Origin of the sequence: Sphingopyxis sp. PET50 (assembly GCF_025244705.1) — a bacterium.
GTDB lineage: Bacteria > Pseudomonadota > Alphaproteobacteria > Sphingomonadales > Sphingomonadaceae > Sphingopyxis.
The window spans coordinates 3,067,616-3,092,167 of sequence record NZ_CP104207.1; the positions used below are offsets into that span (position 1 = coordinate 3,067,616).

Annotated in this window: 23 protein-coding genes, 2 tRNA genes and 2 pseudogenes; 15 read left to right on the plus strand and 12 right to left on the minus strand. The window is 65.7% G+C overall.

Annotation, left to right across the window (positions count from 1 at the left end):
• Window positions 1-80: 80 nt before the first annotated feature.
• The 8 genes from N0A20_RS16130 to N0A20_RS16165 all read left to right on the plus strand — a co-directional run bounded on the left by N0A20_RS16130 (window position 81) and on the right by N0A20_RS16165 (window position 6,945).
• Window positions 81-248 carry a helix-turn-helix domain-containing protein gene (locus N0A20_RS16130; RefSeq protein ID WP_260581345.1) on the plus strand — a complete coding sequence of 56 codons (168 nt, stop codon included), beginning with the start codon at window positions 81-83 and terminating at the stop codon, window positions 246-248.
• A gap of 4 nt (window positions 249-252) precedes the next feature.
• Window positions 253-729 carry a helix-turn-helix domain-containing protein gene (locus N0A20_RS16135; RefSeq protein WP_260581346.1) on the plus strand — a complete coding sequence of 159 codons (477 nt, stop codon included), beginning with the start codon at window positions 253-255 and terminating at the stop codon, window positions 727-729.
• Window positions 730-735: 6 nt separating this feature from the next.
• A complete protein-coding gene (locus N0A20_RS16140; protein WP_260581347.1) occupies window positions 736-1,830 on the plus strand; it encodes a tyrosine-type recombinase/integrase in 1,095 nt (364 codons plus the stop codon).
• Between the two features lie 101 nt (window positions 1,831-1,931).
• A complete protein-coding gene (locus N0A20_RS16145; RefSeq protein WP_260581348.1) occupies window positions 1,932-2,303 on the plus strand; it encodes a hypothetical protein in 372 nt (123 codons plus the stop codon).
• Between the two features lie 257 nt (window positions 2,304-2,560).
• Window positions 2,561-2,634, plus strand: a tRNA-Gly gene (locus N0A20_RS16150).
• A gap of 2 nt (window positions 2,635-2,636) precedes the next feature.
• Window positions 2,637-2,713, plus strand: a tRNA-Arg gene (locus N0A20_RS16155).
• 94 nt (window positions 2,714-2,807) lie between these two features.
• Window positions 2,808-4,331, plus strand: coding sequence for a site-specific DNA-methyltransferase (locus N0A20_RS16160; protein WP_260581349.1), 1,524 nt, complete (start codon window positions 2,808-2,810; stop codon window positions 4,329-4,331).
• Window position 4,332: 1 nt separating this feature from the next.
• Window positions 4,333-6,945, plus strand: coding sequence for a DEAD/DEAH box helicase (locus N0A20_RS16165; RefSeq protein ID WP_260581350.1), 2,613 nt, complete (start codon window positions 4,333-4,335; stop codon window positions 6,943-6,945).
• A gap of 211 nt (window positions 6,946-7,156) precedes the next feature.
• On the opposite strand, the gene N0A20_RS16170 is transcribed toward N0A20_RS16165, so the two are convergent.
• The gene (locus N0A20_RS16170) at window positions 7,157-7,933 is read right to left on the minus strand and encodes a transglutaminase-like domain-containing protein (protein ID WP_260581351.1); all 777 of its coding nucleotides are present in this window, start codon (window positions 7,931-7,933) and stop codon (window positions 7,157-7,159) included.
• A 95-nt stretch (window positions 7,934-8,028) separates the two neighbouring features.
• On the opposite strand from N0A20_RS16170, the gene N0A20_RS16175 reads away from it, so the two are divergent.
• Window positions 8,029-9,273, plus strand: a complete 1,245-nt coding sequence (locus N0A20_RS16175) for an MFS transporter (protein WP_260581352.1) — start codon at window positions 8,029-8,031, stop codon at window positions 9,271-9,273.
• Here the strand turns inward: N0A20_RS16175 and N0A20_RS16180 are convergent.
• Window positions 9,246-10,007, minus strand: a complete 762-nt coding sequence (locus tag N0A20_RS16180; RefSeq protein WP_260581353.1) for a competence/damage-inducible protein A — start codon at window positions 10,005-10,007, stop codon at window positions 9,246-9,248. The two genes, N0A20_RS16175 and N0A20_RS16180, sit on opposite strands and share 28 nt — an antisense overlap.
• A gap of 103 nt (window positions 10,008-10,110) precedes the next feature.
• Between N0A20_RS16180 and N0A20_RS16185 the strand changes: the two genes are divergently transcribed.
• Window positions 10,111-10,746, plus strand: a complete 636-nt coding sequence (locus N0A20_RS16185) for a glutathione S-transferase family protein (RefSeq protein ID WP_260581355.1) — start codon at window positions 10,111-10,113, stop codon at window positions 10,744-10,746.
• 79 nt (window positions 10,747-10,825) lie between these two features.
• Here N0A20_RS16185 and N0A20_RS16190 read toward each other — a convergent pair whose 3' ends face one another.
• Together N0A20_RS16190 and N0A20_RS16195 are read right to left on the minus strand one after the other, a co-directional pair.
• Window positions 10,826-11,614: a DUF2785 domain-containing protein gene (locus tag N0A20_RS16190; protein WP_260581356.1), complete on the minus strand. Its 789-nt coding sequence runs from the start codon at window positions 11,612-11,614 to the stop codon at window positions 10,826-10,828.
• Window positions 11,615-11,802: 188 nt separating this feature from the next.
• Window positions 11,803-12,534, minus strand: a complete 732-nt coding sequence (locus tag N0A20_RS16195; RefSeq protein ID WP_260581357.1) for a Bax inhibitor-1/YccA family protein — start codon at window positions 12,532-12,534, stop codon at window positions 11,803-11,805.
• Between the two features lie 126 nt (window positions 12,535-12,660).
• On the opposite strand from N0A20_RS16195, the gene thpR reads away from it, so the two are divergent.
• Window positions 12,661-13,293 (plus strand): RNA 2',3'-cyclic phosphodiesterase, encoded by a 633-nt coding sequence (thpR, locus tag N0A20_RS16200; RefSeq protein WP_260581358.1) that lies wholly within the window; start codon window positions 12,661-12,663, stop codon window positions 13,291-13,293.
• Here thpR and N0A20_RS16205 read toward each other — a convergent pair.
• Window positions 13,200-13,688 carry a low molecular weight protein-tyrosine-phosphatase gene (locus N0A20_RS16205; RefSeq protein WP_260583935.1) on the minus strand — a complete coding sequence of 163 codons (489 nt, stop codon included), beginning with the start codon at window positions 13,686-13,688 and terminating at the stop codon, window positions 13,200-13,202. The two genes, thpR and N0A20_RS16205, sit on opposite strands and share 94 nt — an antisense overlap.
• A gap of 106 nt (window positions 13,689-13,794) precedes the next feature.
• On the opposite strand from N0A20_RS16205, the pseudogene N0A20_RS16210 reads away from it, so the two are divergent.
• Window positions 13,795-15,370 (plus strand): annotated as a pseudogene (locus N0A20_RS16210) (spinster family MFS transporter).
• 248 nt (window positions 15,371-15,618) lie between these two features.
• Here N0A20_RS16210 and N0A20_RS16215 read toward each other — a convergent pair.
• The 6 genes and pseudogenes from N0A20_RS16215 to N0A20_RS16240 form a co-directional block, all read right to left on the minus strand.
• Window positions 15,619-16,194 carry a superoxide dismutase family protein gene (locus N0A20_RS16215; RefSeq protein WP_312846558.1) on the minus strand — a complete coding sequence of 192 codons (576 nt, stop codon included), beginning with the start codon at window positions 16,192-16,194 and terminating at the stop codon, window positions 15,619-15,621.
• Between the two features lie 77 nt (window positions 16,195-16,271).
• Window positions 16,272-17,583, minus strand: a pseudogene (locus N0A20_RS16220) (UDP-glucose dehydrogenase family protein).
• A 350-nt stretch (window positions 17,584-17,933) separates the two neighbouring features.
• Window positions 17,934-18,359, minus strand: coding sequence for an ExbD/TolR family protein (locus N0A20_RS16225; RefSeq protein ID WP_260581359.1), 426 nt, complete (start codon window positions 18,357-18,359; stop codon window positions 17,934-17,936).
• A 34-nt stretch (window positions 18,360-18,393) separates the two neighbouring features.
• Window positions 18,394-18,912 (minus strand): ExbD/TolR family protein, encoded by a 519-nt coding sequence (locus N0A20_RS16230; protein ID WP_260581360.1) that lies wholly within the window; start codon window positions 18,910-18,912, stop codon window positions 18,394-18,396.
• 113 nt (window positions 18,913-19,025) lie between these two features.
• On the minus strand, window positions 19,026-19,841 hold the full coding sequence (locus tag N0A20_RS16235; protein WP_260581362.1) for a MotA/TolQ/ExbB proton channel family protein: 816 nt from the start codon (window positions 19,839-19,841) through the stop codon (window positions 19,026-19,028).
• Between the two features lie 69 nt (window positions 19,842-19,910).
• Entirely contained in the window at window positions 19,911-20,519 is a 609-nt protein-coding gene (locus N0A20_RS16240; RefSeq protein WP_260581363.1) for an energy transducer TonB, read from the minus strand.
• Between the two features lie 316 nt (window positions 20,520-20,835).
• Here N0A20_RS16240 and N0A20_RS16245 point away from each other — a divergent pair, with 316 nt between their 5' ends.
• The 3 genes from N0A20_RS16245 (at window position 20,836) to N0A20_RS16255 (ending at window position 24,176) form a co-directional block, all read left to right on the plus strand.
• Window positions 20,836-21,720 carry a hypothetical protein gene (locus N0A20_RS16245; protein WP_260581364.1) on the plus strand — a complete coding sequence of 295 codons (885 nt, stop codon included), beginning with the start codon at window positions 20,836-20,838 and terminating at the stop codon, window positions 21,718-21,720.
• 187 nt (window positions 21,721-21,907) lie between these two features.
• The gene (locus N0A20_RS16250) at window positions 21,908-23,242 is read left to right on the plus strand and encodes a homoserine dehydrogenase (protein ID WP_260581365.1); all 1,335 of its coding nucleotides are present in this window, start codon (window positions 21,908-21,910) and stop codon (window positions 23,240-23,242) included.
• Between the two features lie 100 nt (window positions 23,243-23,342).
• Window positions 23,343-24,176 (plus strand): hypothetical protein, encoded by an 834-nt coding sequence (locus N0A20_RS16255; protein ID WP_260581366.1) that lies wholly within the window; start codon window positions 23,343-23,345, stop codon window positions 24,174-24,176.
• Here the strand turns inward: N0A20_RS16255 and N0A20_RS16260 are convergent.
• Window positions 24,173-24,484 carry a hypothetical protein gene (locus N0A20_RS16260; RefSeq protein ID WP_260581367.1) on the minus strand — a complete coding sequence of 104 codons (312 nt, stop codon included), beginning with the start codon at window positions 24,482-24,484 and terminating at the stop codon, window positions 24,173-24,175. The two genes, N0A20_RS16255 and N0A20_RS16260, sit on opposite strands and share 4 nt — an antisense overlap.
• Between the last annotated feature and the right edge of the window lie 68 nt (window positions 24,485-24,552).

The window sequence follows — 24,552 nt, forward strand, 5'->3', positions numbered from 1 at the left end:
CCGAACTTTCCGCGAAATTCGGCACCCACGACATTCCCTGCATTCGCTGGAACGCCAGCGTTCAATGCAGGAGCATCGCAATGGACCGTCTCGCCTATTCCATCAATGAAGCCGCCCGCGTGCTGAGCATGGGGCGCACGTCGATCTACGCCATGATCGCCGACGGGCGTCTCGAAGCGTTCAAGCTCGGTCGCCGCACGCTGATCCGCGCGGAATCGATCCGCAAGCTGGTGTCGGGCAAGGCGTAACGCCATGTCCGCACGGCGGATCAATCCGCGCCTGATCAAAATCCACCGCGCCTACAGTGCGGACGAAGCGGCCCGCGCGCTCGGTGTCCACAAGAACAGCGTGCGCGGCTGGATCAAGAAAGGCCTGCCTGTCGTCGAGGGTGGTCGGCCGGTGCTGATCCTGGGGCATGAGCTGCGCGCCTTTCTGGAACGTCGGCGCAAGGCCGGGAAGCGTCCTTGCTCGCCCGGCACGATCTATTGTCTGAAGTGCCGTGAGCCGCGCCGCCCCGCGCTCGGCATGGTCGAATATGTCGCCCGCAATGCCGCGACGGGCGACCTGACGGCGCTTTGCGAGACGTGCGGGACCATGATGTTCCGCCGCGCCCGCCGCAGCGACGTTGCCGCGATCATGCCCGCAACCGACGTCCAAATCAGGGAAGCGGGCGCACGCCTAATAGAGCGGGCTTCACCTTCCCTATATTGTGACAATCGAAAGGACTGAGCCGACATGGCAAAGCACAATGGCGCGAACGCCCGGATCAAGCACGAATATTTCGCCTATTTGAAAGAAGCGCAGCGTCGCGACGAAGCGTCGATCGATGCCGTTGCCAAGGCGCTGTCGCGCTTTGAGGACGTGAACGGGCACAAGGACTTCAAAAATTTCCACCGCGCGCAGGCGGTCGCGTTCAAGCGCAAGCTGGACGAGACGGTCGCCGTTCGCACCGGCAAGCCGCTGAGCCGCGCGACGGTGCATAGCACCCTGTCGGCGCTGCGCGCGTTCTTCGTCTGGCTTGCGGGGCAACCGGGCTACAAGTCGAAGTTGCGCTATTCGGACGCCGACTATTTCAACCTCCCGGAGAAGGATGCGCGGGTCGCCAAGGCGACGCGCATCAAGCCGTTCCCGTCGCTGGATCAAATCCACCATGTCCTGTCGGCGATGCCGACCGGCAGCGACATTGAACTGCGCAATCGTGCGTTGATCGCCTTCGCTATACTGACCGGCGCACGCGATGGCGCGCTGGCGTCCTTCAAGCTGAAGCACGTCGATCTAACTGAAGGCCGGGTCGATCAGGACGCCCGCGACGTTCGCACCAAGGGCAGCAAGACCTTTTCGACATGGTTCTTTCCGGTCGGTGGCGAGGCGCTGGCGATCGTCGAGCATTGGTGCGGCTATCTGCGCAGCGAGTTGTTCTGGGGCGACGACGATCCGCTGTTCCCAGCCACCCAAATCGGGCTAGGCGAGGCGGGCGGTTTCCAGCCGACCGGGCTTCGGCGTGATGGCTGGGCGAGCGCCGGACCGATCCGCGATATTTTCCGCAATGCCTTCGAGGCGGCCGGACTACCCTATTTCAACCCGCATTCGTTCCGCGATACGCTGGTCCAACTCGGCGAGCAGCGGTGCGCGACGCCCGAACAATTCAAGGCATGGTCGCAGAATCTGGGCCACGAACGGGTGATGACGACGCTGACGAGCTACGGCAATGTCGCCGCGCACCGGCAAGCCGCGTTGATGCGGGGCATGGATGTCACGCGTGGCGTGGCGACCATCGATCCGGCAACGGTGGCGCAGGCCATCGCCGCATTGCAGAAGCTGGCAGGATAGTCTGGACGATCGCCCCGGCCATGCGCTAAAGGACGCGCACACCGACAAGCGATGAAGCGCGGGCGCTTTGCCCGGCGCCTTTGCCTGTCGGAGTCACCCCAATGAACATCACCCCGCTTAAAGCTGTCCGCATCATGGCGGAGTATGCAAGCGACGGCATCTGGCATGTCCCCTTCCTCCCGCGCGAAGCACTGGACGGGTTTCGTATCAGCCCCGGCCTTTATGCCCGCCTGCAACGCTGGGTGGAGCGATACGCCGAGATTGAGCGCGCCGAAGGTGGGAGCGGGGACCGCACGCATCCGGGCTGGCCGGACTTCGACCGCGAAGGCTATGCCATCGCTTTTGCGGTCAAGGCCGAGTTGCCGGGCTGGCGGGTGTTCTACTCCGACGACGGCCTGCTATTGGACAAGGCCCTGTGCGGGTCTGGGATTCGGCTGGTATACCCCGTCGAAATTCCTGACCATCTTAATTGACCAGACGCGCTGCCGAACCCGGCGGGCAAGCGAAACCGGGCTTGGCACGGTCACGCGCGACGAGGATTTGAACGTAACGCCAGCCTGAGGTTTCATTCGTCATCCGCCGAATGTCTTGCATTCCGACGATCATGCCTTATCATTTCGCCATGCTTTCCGGTGCGACCTTTGCCAACCCTGCTGCCTTCGGGCTGTACGCACATATCGCCCGTCCGGCCGGAAGCGGACGCCCGAGACGCTGACGCAATTTTGCGTGCGCGGCCTTGGCCGAGAGGTTAGGCACCGGGCTTCCATCCCGTCTACAGGAGTTCGATTCTCCTAGGCCGCTCCAGCGCCTCCGTCGCCCAACTGGATAGGGCAAGAGGTTTCTACCCTCTACGGTGCAGGTTCGAGTCCTGCCGGGGGCACCACCAATATGGCGGCAGCGCGCCGATTTGGCGGCTAATCTCTTGGCGACAAGCCACACGCGCTGCTAAGCCCGCGCGACCAAGCGGGGAGTCTGGAATGCCGAGTTTGACATGGTTGACGCGCGACGAGGATTTGAAGCGCGCGGCGGCGGTTCCCTATCGCTTGCTGGAGGCCGACCCGGCGCTGTCGCACGGCGATCCGGCGACCGGAAACATGCTGATCCAGGGCGACAATCTGGACGCGCTGAAGGCGCTGCTACCCTATTACAAGGGGCGGGTGAAGTGCATCTATATCGATCCGCCTTACAACACGCGCTCGGCGTTCGAGCATTATGACGACAATCTGGAGCACAGCCAGTGGTTGGCGATGATCTATCCTCGGCTGGAACTGCTGCGCGACCTGCTTGCCGAAGATGGCAGTATCTGGGTGTCGATCGACGATAATGAAGGCCACTATCTAAAGGTGGTGATGGACGAGGTTTTTGGACGTAAAAATTTCGTGGCGACGAATCTTTGGCAAAAAAGGTATTCAAGAGAAAACAGGGAAGCAATTGGCGACTCGCATGAGTTCTTGCTTGTTTACAGCTTGGCGCCCGATCGCTTTAAGAATGGACGTAACCTTCTTCCTCTCGGACAGAAGCAGCGCGCAGTGTATCGCAATCCCGACGACGATGAGCGCGGACCATGGCAATCGGTGTCACTGCTGGCGCAAGGCTTCCGGCCAAATCAGATGTATGAGATCACTGCTCCTAATGGAAGGGTGCATGTCCCACCGGCCGGAAACTGTTGGAAGGTAATTCAGTCGGAATATGACAAGCTGATCGCGGACAACAGAGTTTACTTTGGACGTGATGGTAATGGTGTTCCTCGCCGAAAAGAATTTCTTTCCAAGGCGAAAGGGCTTGTCCCTTGGACTTGGTGGCCGCATGAGGAAGTCGGCCATACGGGCGAAGCGAAGAACGAGGTTAATGCACTTTTCGGAGCAGAAACGAGCTTTGGAACGCCGAAGCCCGAGCGACTTATTGAGAGAGTGTTACATATCGCAACCAACCCCGGTGAACTTGTGCTGGACAGCTTTCTTGGTTCTGGGACGACGGCGGCTGTCGCCCACAAAATGGGCCGCCAATGGATCGGCGTCGAAATGGGCGACCATGCCGTCACTCATTGTGCGCCGCGCCTCACAAAAGTGATCGATGGCGAACAGGGTGGCATTTCCCAAGCCGTCAATTGGCAGGGCGGCGGCGGTTTCAACTTTTACCGTCTCGGCGAACCGGTGTTCGACGAGGACGGGCGCATCCGGCCGGGGATCAAATTTGCGGCGCTCGCGGCGCATATCTGGTTTTCTGAAACCGGCTTCCCTTATCAGGGCACGGCGGATCGACCATTTCTCGGTAGCCACGGCACGCGCGGCTTTGCCTTGCTCTACAACGGCATCTTGGGAGACAAGCGCATGTCGGGCGGCAATGTGCTGACCAATGCCTTGCTCGCGTCGATCCGCGCGGCCGCCGGGCACGACGGGCCGCTGACGATCTACGGCGAGGCGAGCCGGATCGGCGATGCGCGGCTGAAGGCCGAAGGCGTGACGTTCAAACAGACTCCCTATGATGTGAAGGCGCGCTGAGATGGAGCTGAAACGCTATCAGACCCGCGCGCTCGACGCCCTTCGCACCTTCCTGAGCGCGGCGAAGGTGAAGCCGCCCGCGCAGGCCTATGCCGACGCCATCGCGGGGGCGGAACTCGGCAGCTATGCACGCGGCGGCTATACGCCGGTCGAGGGGCTGGAGGCGGTGCCCTATTGCTGCCTTCGCCTGCCGACGGGCGGCGGCAAGACCTTGCTGGCGAGCCATGCCATCAAGGTCGCGGCCGATGCCTATATGGACCGCGCGCGCGTTCCGGTGATCTGGCTGGTGCCGTCGAGCGCGATTCAGGCGCAGACGCTCGACGCGCTCAAACAGCCGCGCCATCCCTACCGCGTCGCGCTGGAGGAGGCGTTCGACGGTGCGGTTGCGGTGTTCGATATCAGCGAGCGGCGGCAAATCCGGCCGCAGGATTTTCTGGACAAGACCGTCGTGATCGTCGCGACCTATCAGGCATTTCGCGTCGAGGACACGTCGAACCGCAACGTCTATGCCGACGACGAGAATCTGGAGGATCATTTCCGCGACGCGCGCCGGGGCGAGGGGCTGGACGTCGTGAACGACGGGCCGCGCCGGGGCGAGATCGCGCTGTCTTTCGCCAATGTGTTGCACCGCCAGCGCCCGCTGATGATCCTGGACGAAGCGCACAACTTCATGACCGGCCTGTCGGGCGGGACCAAGGCCCGGCTCAATCCGTCGGCGATCGTCGAGCTGACGGCGACGCCCAAACCGCGCTCCAATGTCATCGCCGTTGCGACCGCGATGGAATTGAAGGCGGAGGACATGATCAAGATGCCGGTGCATCTGTCGCAGCATGGAAGCTGGCAGCAAGCCGTTTCCCATGCGGTGCAGAATCGCGCATGGCTGGCGCGGATCGCGGCGAACGATCCGGCCGGGATTCGCCCGATCGCGCTCTATCAGGCGATGCCCGCCGCCGAAGGCAATGAAGCGACGGTCGAGGTGTTGAAAGCGCATCTGATCGAACAGGAGCGCATTCCCGAAGAAGCAATCGTTGTTGCGACGGGCGACCAGCGCGGGCTGGATGGCGTCAGCCTGTTCGATCCGGCGTGCAGGATCGAGCATGTCATCACGGTGCAGGCGCTGAAGGAAGGCTGGGACTGCTCCTATGCCTATGTCTTTTGCTCGCTTGCCAGCATCCGGTCATCGGGCGCGGTTGAGCAGTTGCTGGGCCGGGTGCTGCGCATGCCCTTTGCGACGCGCCGCGCGTCCGAAGAATTGAACCGCGCCTATGCCCATGTGTCCGAAACGACGTTCGCGGCGGCGGCGAACGGATTGATGGATCGGCTGACCGAAATGGGGTTCGACGAGCGCAGCGCGCGCGAGGCGATACTGGAAATGCCGCCTTCGTTCGATCTGGAGGGCGGCGATATGGGGCCGCTCTATCGCGTGCCCGAACCAGTGAAGCTGACCGTGAACGAGCGGCCGGACACGAGCGACTGGAGCGTAGCGGCGCGGCAGGCGCTGCGCATGGCCGACGACGGCGCAGGCAAGGTGCTCGCCGTGATCGACGCCCATGCCAGCGACGAGGTGAAGCGCGAGATCGGCAAGGCGATGGAAGCGATTGCGCCCGGTGCGGCCGAAGCGGTCGAGCGCAACATCGTGCAGACCGAAGCGGCGAAGTCGCCCGCCGCGCGCGGTGTTCCGTTCGCGGTGCCGCAACTCGAAATCGAGGTGCAGGGCGAGCTTGATCTGGCCTATCCCGAATCCTTCGTCGATCTGGCGGGCTGGGATTTGCTGGCGCATGGCGCGGACCTGCCCGGCTTCAGCATGACTGAGCAACCCGATAGCTATGAATTTGATATTCGGGGCGACCGGCTGGTCTACAGCCATATGGCAACGACGCTGGAGCTTGCGCTCGACGGCGCGACCAATTGGGACGAAGCGGCGCTGGCGCGCTTTCTGGACCGCCAGACGCGGCAGGCGCATACCGGCCAGGCGACCTATCTGGAATATTGCCGCCGCGTCGTGGTCGAACTGGTACAGGATCAGGGCATGGCCTTGGCGGCGTTGGTGCGCGGCAAATATGCGCTGAAGCGTGCCGTGCTGGCGCGCGTCGCCGAATTGCGGAAACTGACCGCCCAACAGGGCGTGCAGCTCTTTCTGGATGGCGTGGGCGTTCCAGCCAACCCCGCCGGGGCGCTGCACCATTTCGATCCGAACCGCTATGACGCGCGCAATCCGTATCAAGGCGGCTTCCGGTTCAAGAAACATTATTATGCCGCGATCGGCGACCTCAAATCGCAGGGCGAGGAATTTGAGTGCGCGCAGGCGATCGACCGGCTCGACGCGGTGAAGCATTGGGTGCGCAACGTCGATCGTACCTATGGAGCCTATCGCCTGCCAACGTCGGGCAATTTCTTCTATCCCGATTTCGTTGCCGAGCTGAACGACGGGCGGCAGTTGATCGTAGAATATAAGGGGCCGACGGACCCCGACGCGGCCGAAAAGAACAATATCGGGCTGAAGGCCGAAGAGATGAGCGGCGGCAGACTGCTATTCCTGATGGCGGTCAAGCGCGATGCCGACGGCCGGGGCGTGACTGAACAGATTTTGCACAAGATTGAGGTGGGGGGATAGGCCCGATGCCCCCTTCCCCGTCCGCTGCAACCATCATCCGGGGCCCCTGATTCATGTCCAGTCAGCGATTTTGGGGGTATAATTGGGGGTATTTTGAAAGCCGCATTCGCATAAAGCGCCATATACATGGCATTGTGCCAATCTTTTTGATTCCCTTCACCGCTCCACCGATACAGTAGGTGCGACCCTGCTGTTTGCCGGACCGGCTTGGTCACCCCTCCCGCACCGACACCGACTGGCCGACCAGTTCGATCTCGCCATAGGCGGTGAGGAAGGCGATGTCCGCCGCGTCGCGGCCGACGCAGATGCGCGCCATCGCGTCGCCGCGCGCCATGCCCGTCGCGTCGACCGGATGCCAGTCGCCCGCCAGATAGACTTCGGCGACCGCGTGGAAATCCTGCGGTTCGACGCCGAGCGCATAGACGCTGGCCATGCGCGCGGGGATATGCGCGGCGCGGGAAAGCGCGATCATCACATGCGCATAGTCGCGGCACACGCCGCGCCGCTCGACGAAGCTGTCGAGCGCGCTCGTTTCCGCATCGCTGCTGCCCGCGACGTAGGTAAAGCGGCTTTCGATCCAGTCGCGCATGCGCGCGATCTTCGCCCCGCCCTCATCCTCGCCGAAGCGCCGCTCGACAAAGGCGTGAAACTTGTTCGACGGGCAATAGCGCGATTCGTTGAGATAGGGCACCGCTTCGGCCAGCAGCCGGTGCAGCGGCATCGCGGCGAGGCTGGCGAGATCGACGGCGGGACGGTCGATCGCGACGCTCGCGCGATAGGCGACCCGCAGATGCCCTTCGTCGCGCAGCCAGATCGGTTCGCAAATCCCGCTCTGCGTCGGCACGCGCGCCAGATGACCGGGCTTGCCGAGGTCGAGCGACGCGTCGAGCACGCGCTGGCCATGGCCGTCGGCGGCCTCGATCTGGAGCATCAGGTCGGCCGGTTCGGGCAGCCGGTAGTTTAGGGAAGCGGAAATTTCGAGTTTCATCTATCGCCAACGCGCGAGGGGAGGATCGGTGCCGCTAGGCGCAGTCGCGCCAAAGGGCAAGCCGTGCTTCCCCGCCGCCAGCCATAGGATGTTTTGTGACCGCTTCGCGTACCATCCCCTTCATCGTCGCGACCATCTTCATCGACGCGATCGGATTCGGCATCATCATGCCGGTGCTGCCCGATCTGGTGATGGAGATCGGCCGCACCGACCTGGCGAGCGCGATGGGCATCGCCACCGCGATCGGACAGGTGATGGCGGTCGCGACCTTCGTCGCCTCGCCCGTGCTCGGCAATCTGTCGGACCGGTTCGGGCGGCGGCGCGTTCTGCTGCTCTCGCTCGCGGGGCTCACCGCCGACTATGTGCTGCTGACCATCGTCCACACCCTGCCCTGGCTGTTCATCGCCCGCGCGCTGTCGGGCATTTTCGGCGGCAGTTTTGCGGCGGCGCAGGCGGCAATCGCCGATGTGACCGCACCGCAGGAGCGCGCCCGCAATTTCGGCTTCGTCGGCGCGGCGTTCGGCGTCGGTTTCATCGTCGAGCCGGCGATCGGCGGATTCCTGGGCGAGATTGGCCCGCGCGCGCCCTTCGTCGCGGCGGCCGCGCTCGCGGCGGCGAACATGCTCTATGGCTTCTTCATCTTTCCCGAAACGCTGGCGGCCGAACGGCGCCGCGCCTTCGACTGGCGCCGCGCCAATCCGCTCGGCGCATGGCAGACGATGCGCGGCCTGCCCGGCATGGGCGGGGTCGCGGCGGTGCTGGTGCTGTGGCAGATCGCCAGCCTGGTCTATCCGATGACATGGAGCTTTTACTGCATCGCGCAGCTCGGCTGGTCGCCGAGGATGATCGGTGCCAGCCTCGCCGCGGTCGGGGTGGCGATTGCGCTCGGTCAGGCGCTGGTCGTCGGGCCGATGGTCAAGCGCTTTGGCGAGCGCGACGCGGCGACGATCGGCATCGCCGTCGCGGTCGCGGTCTATGTCGGCTATGCCTTTGTCGACACGACGCTCGGCGCCTTCCTGCTGCTGATCCCGGTCGCGCTGCAGGCGCCGGTGCAGCCGTCGCTGATGGCGCTGATGTCGCGGCGCGCGACCCCCGAGACGCAGGGCGAGGTGCAGGGCATCTCGGCGATGGCGATGGGGCTGGGCCAGATCGGCGCGCCCGGCCTGCTGATCGGCACGATGGCCTGGTTCACCGGCCGCGGGGCGCCGGTGCATTTCCCGGGCGCCGCCTTCCTCGTCGCCGCGCTGTTCGGGCTGCTGGCGATCGCGATGCTGCGCCGACTGCCGCGCGCCACGCGGACGAGCGAGGCCGGTCAGATGCCGCCGTCGGTCACCGCATAGCCCGCTGCCTCGAGCCTTGCGGTCACTTGTTCGACACAGGCCGCGACGCTGTCGGCATCGGTCGAACGGATGACGAAATTGGCGCCGACCTTGCCGTCGCGGAAAAAGGGATAGCTGCCGATCGCGACCCCCGCATGGTCCTTTTCGCCCTGGCGGAGCAGGTCGGCGACCTCGCTTTCGGGCGCCCAGGCGCCGATCGTATGCGCGACGAGCGGTGCGCCGCCCTCGAGCTCGCCGGTCAGCGCGTCGAGCATCCCTGCGGTGATGTGCGGCACGCCCGCCATCACGAACAGATTGCCGATGCGGATGCCCGGCGCCCCCGACATGCGGTTGGGGATCAGTTCGGCGCCGTCGGGGGTGCGCGCCATGCGCAGCCGCGCCTCGGTCAGTTCGCCGCCGCGCGCGGTGTAATAGCGTTCGAGGATCGCGCGCGCTTGCGGGTGGACGATCACCCCGACTCCCAGCGCCTTCGCCACGGCGTCCACCGTGATGTCGTCGTGCGTCGGGCCGATGCCGCCGGTGGTGAAGACATAGTCGTAGCGCGCGCGGACCGCGTTCAGCGCGTCGACGATCTCCTGCTCGACATCGGGGACGATCCGCACTTCGCGCAGGCGAATCCCCTGCACGTCGAGCCAGGTCGCGATCTGCGCGACATTCTTGTCCTGCGTGCGGCCCGACAGGATTTCATCGCCGATCACCAGCACGGCGGCGGTCCAGATGCGTTCGTCGCTCATCCCCTTGCCTTAGCCGCGAACGGTGACAAAACAAGCCCGCTGGCGCCGCGACGATGTTCCTGATATGTTCCATGCGACTCGCCAAGCTCCAAGGAGACGCCCCATGGCCGATGAGCTGATTTTCTACACCAACCCGATGTCGCGCGGGCAGATCGTCCGCTGGATGCTCGAAGAGGTCGGCGCGCCTTATGCGACGCGGATCCTGGACTATGGCACGACGATGAAGGAGCCCGGCTATCTGGCGATCAACCCGATGGGCAAGGTGCCGGCGGTGGTCCATGACGGCAAGGTGGTGACCGAATGCGCCGCGATCTGCGCCTATCTGGCCGAAGCCTTTCCCGACGCCGGGCTGGCGCCCGATGCCGAGGCGCGCGCCGACTATCATCGCTGGATGTTCTTTGCCGCGGGTCCGGTCGAGGCCGCGATCACCGCGAAACATTTCGGCATCGAACCCGACGCCACGCAGCAGGTTTCGGCGGGGTTCGGGACCTTCGACCAGACGCTGGACGCACTCGAAAGCGCGGTCGCGGGCAAGACCTTTGTCGCGGGCGATACATTCACGGCCGCCGACGTCTATGTCGGCAGCCAGATCGACTGGGGGCTGCAGTTCGGCACCATCCCGAGCCGCCCGGCGTTCGAGGCCTATGCCGCCGGCCTGCGCGAGCGCGACGGCTACAAGCGCGCGAAGGCGATCGACAATGCGCTGATTGCCGAGATGCAGGCGGCGAATCCGGCCTAGGGTCCGTCCTTGAAGCAAGCACCGCCGTGTCCCCGCAAAGGCGGGAGCGCGGGGCTTTTCAAGCAAGGCCGATCAGGCTCTAGGGCAACGCCTTGAGCAGTTCGACCGCGAACGGCGCCAGCCGCCGGATCTGCGGATCCCGCGATTCGGACGCGCTGACATAGACGACGTTGGCGAAAGCGGTGCTGTTATGCACCGCCGACAGGCCGGCGTCGCTGGCATAGGGGTCTTTCCAGCGCGCCGTGTCATTCGGATGCAGCGACCGGAACCACGCCGCCCACGCTGCATCGTCGATGTCGGCGCGCCTTGCGAGATAGAGGATCGGGGCCGCGAGCCGTCCGGGCTCGCCGTGGACATAATAGACCGGCGCCCCGGGCGCGACCTGCGCCGCGACCGCACCGAGCAGCAGCTCGGCGTCGGCGCGCGCGAGGCGCGGGTTGAGCGAAAGCTGGAGCATCAGGTCGGCGCCATGCGCGACGCCATGCCGCCATCCTTCGCCTGCGCTGAACCCGCGATAGTCGGTCACGGCGCGCAGATAGGCGGCGCCGGTTTCGGCGAGACGATGCAGTTCGGCATCGGTCAGAAAGGCATCGATCCGGTCGGCGCGCGCGATTTCGGACAAGGCCAGCGCGGCAAAGGGCCTTTGGAAACCGGCGACATCGTCGGGGGCCGCCAGAACCCCCGACAGACGCTGCCCTGCATAGCGCATCAATTCAGGCGATAGATGTTTGCCGCGTAGCCCTTCCGCCCAGAGCGTGAAGGCCGCGTCATCGCGTATCTGCGGGTCGGGATCGGCAAAACATTGGATCAGATTGTCGATTTCCGCACGATCGGCTTGCGCGAAGATGGAACGCGCCAGTTCCTTCATTTCGTTTCGATCCGGAGAATAACCGATCTCACAGGACGCCGCAGCGCGGTTTCCGCTCGGCGCAGGCATCGCGACCAACATCGCCGCTGCCGTCATCCACCTCCGCATCATTCCATCCCCCCATCACCCGCAAACAAAAAGCCCGGCGAATCGCTTCGCCGGGCTTTCCGTTTCGCTTGTCCGTCCGCCTATTCGCGGCTGCCCAGCAGGTTGAGCAGGAAGGTGAACATGTTGACGAAGTCGAGATAGAGGTTCAGCGCCCCCATGATCACGGTCTTCCCCATCATGTCCGACCCGCGGACGTAGAAATACATGCTCTTGATCTTCTGCGTATCATAGGCGGTCAGGCCCGCGAACAGCAGCACACCGATGATGCTGATCGCCAGCATCATCGCCGGCGACTGGAAGATGAAGACATTGAGCAGCATGGCGACGATGATGCCAATGACACCCATGATCAGGAAGGTGCCGAAGCCCGACAGATCCTTCTTGGTCGTATAGCCGTAGAGGCTGAGCCCCGCGAAGGCCGCGGCGGTCGCGAAGAAGGTCTGCGCGATCGACCCCATGCCGAAGCGCAGGAAGATCGTCGACATCGACAGGCCCATCACCGTGGCAAAGGCCCAGAAGATCGCCTGCATCGCAAAGGTCGACAGCTTGTTGATGCCGAAGCTGAGCACCAGCACGAAGGCCAGCGGCGACAGTGCGACGACGAACCACAGCGGGCTCTGGATCATCGACAGCGTCACGCCCGATGTAAAGGCCAGCAGGGCGACGATGCCGGTGAGCAGCACGCCCGACGCCATATAATTGTAAACCGACAGCATGTACGACCGCAGGCCGGCATCGACGGCCTGGTCCGCTGCACTCGTGCCGGCGCCAAAACCGGACGCCGCCATATGGGGGTCGTTCCAATTCGCCATTGTTTTCACTCCATCTTTGGCTAAGCCCATACCGGCCACAACCCGCAATATCGTGATTTTCGCCCGCGCTTTCAAGCGAAACCGGACGAAGCCCCGTTTGGGGTTCCGGCGGCCGCGGAACGGACTATGCTGGCGACCACCATGTCGACCCACCGCCTGTTCGTCGCCCTGCGTCCGCCGCGCCCGATCCGCGCCACGCTGATCGCCGCGATGCACGGCATATCGGGCGCGCGCTGGCAGGATGACGACCAGCTCCACCTGACGTTGCGCTTCATCGGCGAGGTCGACCGGCACCGCGCCGAGGATATCGCCGCGGCGCTCGGCGCGCTACACGCCCCCGCCATCACCGCGCGGATCGCGGGGGTCGACCTGTTCGAGCATCATGGCCGCCCGCACATGATCTGGGCCGGGGTCGAACCGCAGGATGCGATCGCGGCGCTGCACCGCAAGGTCGACCAGCTGCTGACGCGCGTCGGGGTGGCGCCGGAGACGCGCGCGTTCGTGCCGCATATCACGATGGCGCGGCTCAATCGCGGCTCGGGGGCCGTCGCGCCATTCCTGGCGCTGCACAGCGACCTGGCGAGCGAAGCCTTCGTCTTCGGCCATGTCACGCTCTACGAAAGCGAGATGGGGCATGGCGGGTCGCGCTATCACCCCGTCGCGCGCTATCCGCTCGATCCGGCTGCGTCGGCGACCAGCGCCGCCGCGACCGCGCTGACATCGTCCCAGGTCTCCGCAAAACCGTCTTCGGCGCCATAATAGGGGTCGGTGACGCTGTCGCCGGCGCGCCCGGGAACGAGGTCGAGCATCAGCATGAGCCGCGCGGTCGCATCGGCGGGCGCCAGCGCGCGCGCCTCGCGCAGATTCGCGGCATCGGCGGCGAGGATGAGGTCGAAGCGGGTGAAGTCGGCGCGCGCGAGCTGGCGCGCGCGCAGGTCCGAGATATCGACCCCGCGCCGCCGCGCTTCCGCGAGGGCACGCCGGTCGGGCGGGTGGCCGAGGTGCCAGTTGCCGGTGCCGGCCGAGTCGAACACAGCGTCGATGCCCGCGGCGGCGAAGGCGGCGCGCGCGGCGCCCTCGGCTAGGGGCGAGCGGCAGATGTTGCCGAGGCAGAGGAAGAGGATGGCGGGGGGATTTTTCCGGTCATCGCGCATATCGGCCATTCCCCCGCCCAAAGTTGAACCGACTTTCAACTTGCGCCTTCGCCCGGCTCTGCTAGCCATGCGGCCAACGATAACGGGTCGAGGAGAGGGTTGCCAGATGGCCGAAGCCACCGGACAAAAGGAAAATGCGCCGCGCGCGACCGGCTATAGCTGGTACGTCCTGTTCGTGCTGGTCGTGGTCTATATCCTGAACTTCATCGACCGGCAGATATTGAGCATCCTCGCGGTCGACATCAAGGCCGACCTGGGACTGACCGACGGCGACCTGGGTTTCCTGGGCGGCGCGGCCTTTGCCGTCTTCTACGCGCTGTTCGGCATTCCGCTCGGACGGCTGGCCGATAATTGGAGCCGCAAGAGGCTGCTCGCGATCGGGCTGACCCTGTGGTCGACGATGACCGCGCTGTCGGGTTTCGCGCAGACCCAGTTGACCCTGACGCTGGCGCGCATGGGCGTCGGCGTCGGCGAAGCGACCGCCAGCCCCACCGCCTATTCGCTGATTTCGGACTATTTCCCCAAGCGTCAGCGCGCCACCGCGCTCGCCATCTATTCGTCGGGGCTGTATATCGGCGGTGGGGTGTCGCTGCTGATCGGTGCCAAGATCGGGCAGGTCTGGAACGAGACCTGGCCGAACGGCGGTCCGCTCGGCCTCGTCGGCTGGCAGGGCGCCTTCCTGGCAGTCGGCATCCCCGGCCTGCTGATCGCGCTCTGGGTGTCGACGCTGCGCGAACCCGCGCGCGGCGCGATGGACGGAGTCGCGAGCCCCGTATCGCCCACGCCGTTCCGTAGCTTCCTGCGCGACCTGGAGAGCATTGTCCCGCCCTTCACCCTGCTCGGCGCCTGGGAACGCGGCCCGGCGGCGCTCGCGATCAACCTGGCGGTCGCGGCGCTCGCCACCGCCGCCGCGTGGCTGATGATCGGGCTGACCGGCAACCTGGCGCAATGGTCGTCGATCGCCTTCGGCTATTATGCCGTCTTTTCATGGGCCTGCACGCTCAAGGCGCGCGACCCGGCGACCTTCCGGCTGATCTGGGGCACGCCGGCTGTTCATCTGCACGACGCTGGGTTACAGCCTGGTGTCGCTGGTCGCCTGGGCGCTCGGATTCTGGTCCGCCCCCTATGCCGAGACGGTCTTGCAGCTGCCCAAGCAGCAATTGGCGTTCGTGCTGGGCGCGAACGGCGCGGTGGCGGGCTTTCTGGGCGTCATCATCGGCGGGCGCGTTGCCGACGCGCTGCGCGCGCGCAATCCGGCGGGCCGGATCTGGGTCATCATGTTCGGGGTCGTCGCCCCGATCGTCCCGATCTGGATCGGCTATACCACCGACAGCGGCACGCTCTTCTATGTCATGAATTTCCTTGCCGGGATGTTCGGCGCGGCGGCGCTGGGCGCCGCGGCGGCGACGACACAGGACCTGGTGCTGCCGCGCATGCGCGGCACCGCCACCGCCGCCTTCTTTCTGGGCACGACCTTGGTCGGCCTCGCCTTCGGCCCCTATATGACCGGGCAGATTTCGGACCTGGCGGGCACGATCGTCGATGGCAAGCCCGTCGGCGACCTGCGCACGGGCATCCTGTCGCTGATCGGCGTCGCGCCGCTCGCGCTCGCGCTGCTGATCCATGCCTATCGCGCCGTGCCCAGGGCCGAGGCGACGATCGAGGAGCGGGCGCGGGTTTGACCAAGCCGTCGCCCCCGCGAAGGCGGGGGCCGCTAGAGCAGCGTGCGTTAAATCTGCATCATTACCCAAACCCGTTCGTGCTGAGCTTGTCGAAGCACTGCCCTTCTCTTCGACGCTGATAGAAAGAACGACCCTTCGACAAGCTCAGGGCAAACGGTTCATATTTAACGCACGCTGCTCTAGCCGCCTTGCCCATCGCTGCTGCATAGACATATCGCGGCCCCCGCCTTCGCGGGGGCGACGTCATATTACTCCGCCGGAGCCGCGATCACGCCGCAGACGATGCGGTCGCCGCTGTTGCCGCTGGGGTCGGTCTTGTAGTCGTCCGGCTTGGCGTGGATGACGAAGGCGGCGCCGTCGGCGTCGAGCAGGCCGCCCTCCCCCGTCAGCCGCGTGCCGACGATGCGCAGCGTCGCGCGGCCGATCGTATCGGGTTCGATCACCAGGTTCGGCATGTCGCCGTGATGCGCGCCCAGCGGATTGTCACGGCCGTGCTGGGCATTGGTCGGGTTCCAGTGCGGACCGGCGGTCGTGAACTTGGGGGCATCGCACTGGCCGACGGCGTGCACATGCATGCCATAGGTTCCGGCCGGAAAGCCGCGCGCGACGAGTTCGAGGCGCAGGCCGTCGCTGTCGCGGAAGATGTCGACGCGGCCGCGGTCGGCGCCGCGCGCGTCGAACAGGGGCGCGCTGGCGTCGGGAACGGGCAGGTTCGAGACCGGGTCCTTCTTCTTGCCCAGCATGTCGCAGCCGCCGGTCGCGAGCGCCGACAGCGCCAGCGCGCCGATCGCGAGGTTGCGGGCCATGGTCGAACGCGTCGTCATTTTTCTGCTCCCCGGAAAATGGATCGGACTCGCAATGTCCGATGGCTGGATTCGTTCCGTTCGCCGCGACGATGCACCTATTCGGCGGCGGTTCCAATGGCGATGTGGCGGAAGCCGTGGCGCACCACCTCGTCGCGGCGATAGATGTTGCGCAGGTCGACGAGCAATTTTTCGGTCATGCCGGCACCGAGCCGCGCCAGATCGAGCGCGCGGAAAGCGTCCCATTCGGTGACGATGGCGACCGCGTCGGCGCCCTCGGCGGCGGCATAGGCGCTGTCCTTCATCTCGACATCGGGCATCATCGGCGCGGCGATCGCCATGCCTTCGGGATCGTAGGCGGTGACGCGCGCGCCGGCGTCGATCAGCGTCTGGACGATCGCGAGGCTGGGCGAGATCGCGCATGTCGTCGGTGTTCGGCTTGAAGGTGAGGCCGAGCAGCGCGACGGTCTTGCCGCGCGCCTGGCCGCCGAGCGCGGTGACGATCTTGCGTCCCATCGCGCGCTTGCGCAGGTCGTTGGCGAGCACCGTCGCCTCGACGAGGCGCAGCGGCACGTCATTGTCCTGCGCGGTCTTGAGCAGCGCCAGCGTGTCCTTGGGGAAACAGCTGCCGCCATAGCCGGGGCCAGCGTGGAGGAATTTGCCGCCGATGCGGTTGTCGAGCCCGATGCCGCGCGCGACGTCCTGCACCTCGGCGCCGACCGCCTCGCACAGGTCGGCGATCTCGTTGATGAAGGTGATCTTGGTCGCGAGGAAGGCGTTGGCGGCATATTTGATCATCTCCGCGGTGCGGCGGCGGGTGATCAGGATCGGCGCTTCGTTGAGGAAGAGCGGGCGATAGATTTCGCGCAGCACCGCCTCGCCCGTCGCGTCCTCGGCGCCGATGACGATGCGGTCGGGGCGCTTGAAATCGCCGATCGCGGCGCCTTCGCGCAGGAATTCGGGGTTGGAGGCGACGCTGTGGCGGCGGCCCGGCGCGCCTTCGCGCAGGATGCGCTCGACCTCGTCGCCGGTGCCGACCGGCACGGTCGATTTGGTGACGATCACGCAATCGTGATCGAGGGTGGCGGCGAGTTCATCGGCGGCGCCGAAGACATAGGAAAGGTCGGCATGGCCGTCGCCGCGGCGCGAGGGGGTGCCGACAGCGATGAACACCGCGTCGGCGCCGGCGACGGCGGGGGCGAGGTCGGTGGTGAAGGACAGCCGTACGGCGGCGACGTTCGCCGCGACGAGCGCGTCGAGTCCGGGTTCGTAGATCGGCATGCGGTCGGCGTGCAGCGCGTCGATCTTGCCCGCGTCCTTGTCGACGCACACCACATCATGACCGAAATCGGAGAAACAGGCACCCGAAACCAGGCCGACATAGCCCGTTCCGATCATGGCGATTTTCATGCATGCTACCTTTGCTGTTGGGGCGGCGCGTCTTTAGGGCCAATGGCCCCAAAGGAAAAGCGATCAATCGCGCGCGGCGCGGATGGCGGTCGGGTTGGGGGTGGAGAGCGAAGGTTTGAGTGATAGGCAGGTCTCCCCTCCCGCAGGCGGGAGGGGCAGCGAGACTTGGGCGCTTGCGCCCTAGTCGCAGCGGGGTGGGCCGTCGCGACGTCGCTGCCCACCCCCGACCCCTCCCGCCTGCGGGAGGGGAGACAAATGGCCACCCCCGCCCGAAACCCGTATCGCCCAAAGGGAAAGGGCCGCGAATTGCTTCGCGGCCCCCTGCCTGGTCATATGCGGGCGATCAGCGGTCAGAAGACGCGCGCATATTGTTCGTTGCCGACGAAGCCGAGCTTGCCGACGCCGCTGCGCTTGATCACCGCCATCACATGGTCGACGACCAGATAACGCGCGAAGGGATCGGGCTGGACCTGCAGCTCGGGTTCGACCGGGAGCGTCTTGGTCTGGAGCAGATACTGCTCCAGCTGCCCGAGGTCGACCGGGATGTTGTTCCAGAAGATCGTGCCCGCCGGGTCGATATAGACCTTGTTCTTTTCGGGATCGACATTGTTTTCGGCGTCGGTCGGCACCGGAAGGTCGATCTTCACCGCGTGGGTCTGGACCGGGATGGTGATGATGAACATGATGAGGAGCACGAGCATGACGTCGATCAGCGGCGTCGTGTTCATGTCCATCATCGGTTCGTCGTCGTCCCGATCTCCAACTGCCATGGCCATGGTTTATTCCTTCGTATCTTGGGTCGGACCGCCGTTACAGGCGGCCGATGGTGCCCGAGCCGGGAGCAGGTTCGGAGATGAAGCCGATCTTCTGGAAGCCGGCGAACTGCATCGTGTAAATCACCCCGCCGATGCACTGGTACGGCGTGTTGACGTCGCCGCGGATATGCACTTCGGGGAAATTCTCCTCGGTGACATTTTCGATGCCGCCGATTTCCTTGAGCAGATCCTCAAGCTTCTTCTGACCCTTTTCCAGCAGTTGCTTGGAATCGACCGGGGTCTGGCCCCAATAGACTTCGCACGCCGTGCTTTCGGGATTGGGGGCGCCGTCGCCGTCGGTATCGGCCGACCGCACCGACAACAAGACGTTTTCAGGCTTGGTCGTCGTGACCTCGAAAACCACGTCGGGCAGCTTGAGGTTCACCGTTTCCAGCACCACGGGAACCGTGATGAGGAAGATGATGAGCAACACAAGCATGATGTCCACGAGCGGGGTCGTGTTGATGTCGGACATCGGGGCATCTTCGCCCTTGTCGCCTACACTCATCGCCATAGGATTAGCATCCTGTCACAAAATTACTGTCATGGACCGGGCGGTCGTCGCTTGCCGCGGGACCGCCCGTCCCCTCATCGGCTCCGCCCCCGCGAAGGGGCGGAGTCCGAAGATCAGGCCTTCTTCGGTGCCGCGGCCGGGGCAGCGGCCTTGGCGGGCGCGGTCACAGCCGGCTTGACCTGGCCGCCCGACATGATCGAGCCGAGAACGTCGTTCGAGAAGGTCGACAGACGGCGGGCGATCGCCTTGTTGCGGCTCTGCAGCCAGTTGAAGGCGAGCACCGCCGGAACCGCGACGATCAGACCGATGGCGGTCATGATGAGCGCTTCACCGACCGGACCGGCGACGGTGTCGATCGAGGCCTGACCCGATGCGCCGATCTTCACCAGCGCGCGGAGAATACCGATAACGGTACCGAACAGACCGATGAACGGCGCGGTCGAACCGACGGTCGCGAGGAAGGCGAGGCCGCCGTTGAGCTTCGAGTTGATGTGGTTCTGCGACCGTTCGAGCGTGCCGTGCATCCAGTCGTGGGCTTCGACGGGATCGGTCAGCTTGTTATGCTCTTCGTTGGCGCGCAGGCCGTCTTCGACGACCTGACGATAGGCGCTGTTCTTTTCGAGCTTGCTGACGCCGTCGGCCAGCGTCGGCGCGCGCCAGAAGTTCGCATCGACCGCCTTGCCCTGGTTCATCACCTTGTTCTGCTCGAACAGCTTGGTGAACAGGATGTACAGCGTGCCGACGAACATGATCAGCAGGATGAGAAAGGTGAGCTGCGACACGACGCCGCCTTCGCACAGGGCGGGCAGCAGGCCGTAGGGGCTGGTGCCTTCCTCTTTGACGCACATCGAGGCGGGCATCAGGGTGAGGCCGACGTCATGGGCTTCCGCGGGTGCGGCTGCAGCTGCAGTTGCGATCAGATTAAACATACTGGAAATTCCCTCTCAAAGTCGAAAATCGTGAAAACTTGAAGATCGGGAGACCGACCCCGGCGCCGGTCAGCGCGGGATCTGCCACCGGATACGGCTGCTGTAGGTACCACCATTGACGTTGCCGTCGGAGTCGAGACCGGGAACGACGCGCGCACGCCGCAAGATGAGCTTGCAGGTTTCGGCGTCGAGGTCGGCATGACCGCTCGACGAGGTGACGTCGCACGACGTGGCCTTGCCATCGGCGCCGCAGGTGATGCGGAATCCGGTCGTGCCTTCGCGCTCTTCGCGCATGGCGCGGGCCGGATAGTCGTCGTTGGTCGCCCAGCGGCCGGGGTTGCCCTTCGGCGCGCAGGCCTTGCTGAGGTTCTGCTTGACCACGACCGGCTCTTCCTTCTTGACCGGCAGGATCGGCTCGAGCTTCCGCTCCACGACCTTTTCGGTCGTGTTGGTCAGCACGTTGGTGGGGGCCACCGGCGGGATGATCGACGGCGGCACGACAACCGGCGGCGGCGGCGGCAGGACATTGTCCGGCGGCGGCGGCGGCGGCGGCTCTTCCGGCGGCGGCGGCTCTTCGATGTCCACCACATCCAATTTTTCGGCAAGCTTCTTGACGATGCTGATGTTCAGGCCGTTGACCAGGCCGTAGCCCAGAACAGCGGTGAACAGACCGACCAAGACGATTGCCACTACCCTGTTTTTAGGGTCGACATTATCACCATAAGCCATTCAGGGACGACGCTCCTTGCTAGATCATCCTGACACCAATCCATACCGTCGGGGAGGAGTTGCCAAATGCCCGGATACTTCCGATGCGTTCCGCAGACCCGGCGGGCAGCTTCCGGCTGTTATGTTCTGTGCCGGACGCTTCGCCGCCGTCCTATCGCGGTGGCGGCACATTCGCAAACGCTTTATCAGGGGTTAATGTGGGGGGCACCAAGATGGCACGCCGCCGCCGTTACCGGTGTCAAAGACAGACAGAAGTGGACCGACCATGCCCAAGTTCCTCCCCGCCGCCGCCGCCGCGCTGATCGGCCTAAATGCCGGGATTTCCGGCGTTTCCGCGATGCAGGAGCCCGTCGCCGCGGCACCCGCCAGCCCCTATAGCTATGCCGACGTCGCCGACCTCGCCACCGCGGCGCCGATGGCGATCCACGCCCGCATCGCGTCGGCCACCGCGCTCAAGCCCGAGCGCGCGCCGGGCCTCGCCGCGGGTCACAGCCGATTCTATGTCGAGGCCGATGTCGTCGGCCTGATTCGCGGCGCCGGACCGCTCGCGGCGCGGATCACCTATCTCGTCGACCTGCCGCTCGGCGCCAACGGCAAGCCGGTGAAGCTGAAAAAGAAACAGCCGGTCCTGCTCTTCGCCCGTCCCGTCGCGGGCGCGGCGGCGGGGACGAACAGCACGAACAGCGTCCGGCTGGTCGCCCCCGACGCGCAGCTGCCGTGGGACCCGGCGACCGAGGCGCGGCTGCGCGCGATCCTGACCGAGCTGGTCAAGCCCGGAGCGCCCCCCGCGATCACCGGATTCGACAACGGCTTCCACGTCCCCGGGTCGCTGCCCGGCGAGGGCGAGACGCAGCTGTTCTTCAACACCGCGACGGGCGAGCCGATGTCGCTGACGATCCTGACCGCCGCCGACGGGTCGCGGCGCTGGGCGGCGGCGTTCGGCGAGATCGTCGACGGGTCGGCGGCGGTGCCGGCGCGCGATACGCTCGCCTGGTACCGCCTCGCCTGCGGCCTGCCGCGACAGCTGACGCTCGACAGGCTGGCCGGCACCCCGCCCGAGGACCGGCGCAAGGCGGCGTCGGACTATGGCGTCGTGCTCGGCGCGCTCGGCGACTGCACGCGCACGCGCAAACCGCCGGTGGGAAGCTGATTTTCTTCGCCTGACGGCGAAGGCGGCACCGGCCCGCTCCCCCACCCGGCCTCCCTAGGTTACTATCGTCGGGGAGGCCGGGTGGGGAGCGGGCCGGTGCCGCGCGTTTCCGCAGAGCGGAAACAGGCCGCTTGTTTCATCGCGAAAAGCCGATAGGGGCGCAGGCGAGTTTCACAGGAGTGTCCGCATGTCGCCTTTGCCCGCCCCCGCCGTCCCCCGCCCCCCGCTGCGCGTCGCGCTTGCCGGGCTCGGCGTCGTCGGCGGCGGGGTCGTCAGGTTGCTGCAGGCGAACCGCGAGCTGATCGCGCGGCGCGCGGGCCGGCCGGTCGCGATCGTCGCGATCTCGGCGCGCGACCGCCACAAGGACCGCGGCGTCGACCTGTCGCCCTATCGCTGGGAGGACGACCTCGGCGCGCTCGTCGCGGCCGGCGACGTCGATGTCGTCGTCGAGATGATCGGCGGCGCCGACGGCATGGCGCTGACGCTGGCGCGGCAGGCGCTGGGCAGCGGCAAGGCACTGGTCACCGCGAACAAGGCGATGATCGCGCACCACGGCCTCGCCCTCGCCCGCCTCGCCGAGGAGCGCGATACGCCGCTGAAATACGAGGCCGCGGTCGCGGGCGGCATCCCCGTCATCAAGGCGATCCGCGAAGGCGCGTCGGCCAACGAGATCGCGCGTGTCTATGGCATCCTCAACGGAACCTGCAATTATATCCTGACCCGCATGGAGCGCGATGGCTGGGGCTTCGCCGAAGCGCTCGCCGCGGCGCAGGCCGAAGGCTATGCCGAGGCCGACCCGACCTTCGACGTCGACGGCATCGACGCCGCGCATAAATTGTCGATCCTCGCCGCGCTGTGCTTCGGCACGAAGCTCGATATCGGCGCGGTGACGGTGAACGGCATCCGCGACATCATCGCCGCCGACATCCGCGAGGCCGAGGCGCTGGGCCACCGCGTCCGCCTGATCGGCATGGCCGAGCGCGACGGCGGCCAGGGCAATGGGGCGCTGTACCAGCATGTCCAGCCGTGCCTCGTCCCCGCCGACCATCCGCTCGCCTATGTTCCGGGCTCGCTCAACGCCGTCGTCGCCGAGGGCAATTTCGTCGGCCGCCTGTTCTTCGAGGGCGCGGGCGCGGGCGCGGGGCCGACGGCATCGGCGATCGTCGCCGACATCATCGACATCGCGCGCGACGAATATGGCCCCGCCTTCGCGATGCCCGTCGACGCGCTCGACGAGGCGCCCGCCGCCGACGCCGGCGCGCGCGTCGGCAAACATTATGTGCGGCTGGTGGTCGAGGACCGCATCGGCGTGCTCGCCGAGATCGCCACGGCGATGCGCGATGCCGGCGTGTCGATCGAAAGCTTCATCCAGCGCGGCACCGACGACGAGACGGGCGCGGTGGTGATCGCGCTGGTGACGCACGAAGGCCCGGCGCGCGCGATCCACGCCGCGCTGGCGACGCTGGCGGCGTCGGACCATGTCGTCGGCGCGCCGATGCACATGCCGATACTGGCACTGTAAAGGCGCCGCTCCCCGCAAGCAGCGAGGATCCTTTTGCCTAGCTCGCTTGCAATCGCCCCCTCCCCTGTTACCCAGGGTGCGGGAAACAGGGGGCGTATCCATGGACATCGAAATCAGGCGCGGGCTGGCCGCGGCGCGAATGCTGGCGGGCGAGCATTGGCGCGCTCTGCTGGTCTATACCGCGCTGGGCGTACTGCTGCCCTATCTGTTCCTGTCGAGCGAACCGATCTTCAGCCTGCGCAACGTCATGGCGATCGTCTCCGACCCTTTCACCAATCGCATCGGGGGTTCGATCACCTGTCCGCTGTATCTGCTCGGCATCGTCGCGGTGATCGTCGCGGGCGCGATGCTGGCGGCGTGGAACGCGATCCTCGCCGAGCTGCGCGAGGGCTATATCTCCGAACTGATGTACGGCATGGTCGCGGGCTTCGCCTATCTGCTGGCCAATCTGGCGCTGATGACCCTGATCGGGGTGGTCGCGACACTGCCCCTGTTCCTCCTCGGGCCCGAGTGGCTCGCGTCGAGCGACCGCGGGACGCCGATCGCGCTGGAGGGCTATCGCTTTCTGCTGTCGCTCGTCGGCGGCTGGATCAATGCGCGGCTGTGCCTGGCGGGCGCGATCATGGGCGGACGCGGCAAGCTGGAGCCAGTGTCGGCCTTTGTCGAATCGTGGCGGCTGACCCGCTCGGCACAGTGGCGCCTGTTCGGCTTCTACATCCTTTACGGCTTTATATTCGCGATTCCGTTGCTCGTCCTGGTCGGCCTGCACGGCGCGGTCATCATCACGAATGCGCCCGGCGGCGGACTCGAAATGCTGATGAGCGCCGGCTGGGTGCTGCTGTTCGCGCTCTATTTCCTGGGACAGATACTGATCCCCGTCGGCTTCTATCGATCGAGCGCACCGCGCGTCGCGGCGGCCGAAGTCTTTGCCTAAGGTTCGGCCTCTTCGGGAGGCGGCGGAACCCCGGTATCGGGATCGGTCGCGCGCTTCGCCATTTCGTAGAGCGCATTATATTCGGGACCCGGCGGATACCGGCCGCCGAGCGACATCCAGTTGTGCGGCAGCTTGTCGAGCGGGGTCGGATTGATCTTCGGCGCGTCGGGAATCGCGGTCTTCGTCGACCGGCCCACGCCCGCGATCGCGCGCAGTTCGGGCGACAGGCGGTGGCGGTCGGTGTCGGAGCCGCAGACGTTGATCGCGCCGTCGTCGCTCGGCGTGCAGCGCTTGATCGGGTCGACCATTTCCTTCGCCTTGGCGGCGGCGGTTGCGGCATCGGGCGGGGGCTTGGGCGCGGGCGGCCCGTAGACGG